The sequence below is a fragment of the Psychrobacter sp. T6-1 genome, from assembly GCF_052258445.1.
Genome location: NZ_JBQQFC010000290.1, coordinates 1 through 2989, shown reverse-complemented (window position 1 = coordinate 2989; position 2989 = coordinate 1). Strand labels below are relative to the sequence as shown.

Annotated in this window: 4 protein-coding genes; 3 read left to right on the top strand and 1 reads right to left on the bottom strand. The window is 46.9% G+C overall.

All coding sequences use genetic code 11. The features are described from left to right. The 3 genes from ACTXGO_RS11815 to ACTXGO_RS11805 all read left to right on the top strand — a co-directional run. Positions 1 to 663, top strand: a 663-nt coding sequence (locus ACTXGO_RS11815; RefSeq protein WP_443574652.1) for a class I SAM-dependent methyltransferase family protein, incomplete at its 5' end; no start/stop codon positions are given. Continuing rightward, positions 656 to 1888 carry a patatin-like phospholipase family protein gene (locus tag ACTXGO_RS11810; protein WP_443574650.1) on the top strand — a complete coding sequence of 411 codons (1233 nt, stop codon included), beginning with the start codon at positions 656 to 658 and terminating at the stop codon, positions 1886 to 1888. The genes ACTXGO_RS11815 and ACTXGO_RS11810, both read left to right, overlap by 8 nt. After that, a complete protein-coding gene (locus tag ACTXGO_RS11805) occupies positions 1889 to 2695 on the top strand; it encodes an SDR family NAD(P)-dependent oxidoreductase (RefSeq protein ID WP_443574648.1) in 807 nt (268 codons plus the stop codon). 33 nt (positions 2696 to 2728) lie between these two features. Here the strand turns inward: ACTXGO_RS11805 and ACTXGO_RS11800 are convergent. Then, the coding region (locus ACTXGO_RS11800; RefSeq protein WP_443574646.1) for a phosphatidate cytidylyltransferase at positions 2729 to 2989 on the bottom strand (261 nt) is incomplete at its 5' end.

The window sequence follows — 2989 nt, the reverse complement described above, 5'->3', positions numbered from 1 at the left end:
CTCAATAACATCGGCTGGCAAGGCATTCGTATACGCCGCATGCATATTTTAGAGCTGGCACGTCAGGCGCTAGCAGAAATCAAAAAGGCTAATGAGCAAAAAAGCGGATATCAGCCCAGACTATTAGATATTGCAAGTGGTCATGGTTTTTATGCTTTTGATTTGTTGACTGAGTTTGATGACTTGCAGGCCGAACTGCGCGATTATGAGAGGCATAACATTCAAGCGCTACAAAACAAAGCACTGCGCTTAGATCTGGCTGATCGTGTCAACACGGTACAAAAAGACGCTTTTAATCCTACTAGTTATTTACATTTAAAAGCTGATAGTGCCACATTCGATATCGCTATTGCCTCAGGAGTGTTTGAGCTGTTTTCTGATAATGCGCTGCCAGCGACTGCGCTTGCAGGTATTTTTGAGAGTCTAAAATTTGGCGGCTACCTGATATATACCAATCAGCCATGGCACCCTGAACAAGAATTCATTAGTAAAACGCTTAACAATCACCGCGGCAGCAGTTGGGTCATGCGCTGCCGCTCACAGGCTGAGATGGATCAATTGGTTGTTGATGCAGGCTTTGAAAAAGTCGCTATGCGTATTGATCGCTTTGGTATCTTTACCGTGTCACTCGCTATTAAGCCTATGCTAAACAGCGATGAGTAATACAACCGCCCCGCCTTACGAGCGCGTCCAGCTATTTTCAGGGGGCGGGTCGCGGTTTGGCTATTATTTGGGAAGTTACGCCGCGCTAGTCGCACACGATTTGCGGCCCGATCTCATCATTGGTACTTGCGGCGGCAGCTTGTCGGCTTATCTGGTGCAGCTGGCGCCTGATCCTAGCGATTTGCAGCAGCTAATGCGGAGCCGTGAGCTATACAAGAGCATCTGTGCGATCAGACATGTTGCCCCTGATGAGGCAAGCACACGTCAAAAACTACGCTATATCAGCAATGCGCTCAAACGCTGGTACAGCTCTCGATATACATCTCAACAGCCGTTCAAAAGACAAAAGCAGCATCAACGCGATAACTACCAACGTCTGTTAGACGAGCTACAGCAACTGGCGATGTTTCGTATTGATAGTGAAGGGCAGTGGCTAGATGAATTATCTGCTTTTGGCTCTAATCCTGAGTGCAATACGAGTAGCATAAATAAGTCACCAGAGATTGCTATTATCGCCAGTCGTTTGCGCCAGAGGTCGATAGCAGATTTTAGTGTTAATGCTGATAGTTTGCTAGCTGCAGACTTTCAGCTTCAAGAGTTGTTATTTGCGCCAAAGCGTTTAGACCATTCCAGCTTTAATAGTCATCTACTTCACCAAGAAGATCTCGTTAGACATAACTTTAACGCGCCTACGCATTCTTTTGCCAATGGACGTATACAACAGTCGGTACAGATGCTGACTGAGTGGGATATGACTTCTGCAGTACGCGCTTCGCTGGCAGATATGTACTATTTGCCGCCAACGCATATAGACGATCTAGGCTGGTGTTTGGGCGGGGTGATTAATCTGACGCCTATTGAGCTGGCTTGTCAATTAGGCAGTACGGTATTTGCAGAAACCAAAGCCGGCTATGATCCTTATCTTGCCGCGCCTGCAATCAAGCGCGTGTTTGGCTTTGATCCCAATCAGCGACTGGCTCAGGTGCACAATTATAAGACGTCATCTATGCCTAAGCCTCACCATCAGGCGCAGATACATTGGCTGCCTTTTGCTGACAATGATCAGCAACTGGCGGGGCAAAATGTACAAAAACGCTTTAGCCTTAGGCAGATGACCGTCGAGCTGATTCATAGCGATTATGATGTCTTCATACAGCAGATGGACGCCCAGTGGCAGTATGGCTATCAGCGCACCATGGATTATATACGCCAGCAAGGGTTATGAATGCAAAACATACCTTCTAATACATCCAAGCACCTTATTGTGATAGGCGGCACTAGCGGTTTAGGCTTAGCACTAGCCTTGCATCATTTGCAACTTGGTTGGCAAGTCAGCGTTGTTGGGCATAGTCTTGCCAAAATTACTCATATCAACAGCGTCTATCCTCAGATCACTACTTATCTTTGTGATTTGACAGATTTTAATGCGCGCCAACACCTGCTTGATAAGCTACTAAAAAATCGTTTTGATCGGCTGATTTATAGCGCGGGCAGTTATACCAATGAGCGCGTCCATACTCTAAACCAAACAGACAGCACGCAGATGCTCGCGATTAATTTGCAAGCATTTGAGCATGTTTTTATGAGGGCAAGTGAGGTACTCAAATGCCAAAACCTACAGCAGTTGGACAAGGCTAAAGGCGTCAAGCCAAGCCTAATTTGTATCGCTTCTATCGCAGGGACGCTCGATTATCCTTATGCCAGTCTCTACGCCAAGAGCAAGCGGGCGATGATAGCGACGGCGAGCGCTTATCACATTGCGCTTACGCCTTTTAATATTCAGGTCAATTGCATCGCGTCAGGGTATATCGACACCCAAACCTTGCGCGATCTAAACGGTGGTGATGCCAGTCATAAGCCTTTTATTATGAGCCTAGATCACGCAGTAAGTCATACCATGCAAGCGATCGACACTGATATAGCGCTCGCGATATTTCCATGGCCTATGCGCTATCTTGCTCGTACGCTTAATCATTTGCCTAAACCTGTGCTAAATTGGCTATTACGAAGTCAGCTGGATAAACCTTCTTGATTTTACATTGAAGTCGTCTATTGATAATTCGCGTTAGCCAAACCACCAATAAAACAAGGTAAATATCGGCACGCCAATGAGCAAACTATCTATTCTATCGAGCACGCCGCCGTGGCCTGCCAGCATAGTGCCTGTATCCTTGACCCCATGCTGACGCTTAAACGCCGATTCTAGCAGATCTCCTGCGATACCGCTTACCGCTAGTCCATAAGCGGCAAGCAAACACAGCCACCAGCTAAAAGGCGTTAGCCAAACGCCCAATAGTGATGCCAAAAGCGCTGCTAGCAGACTACC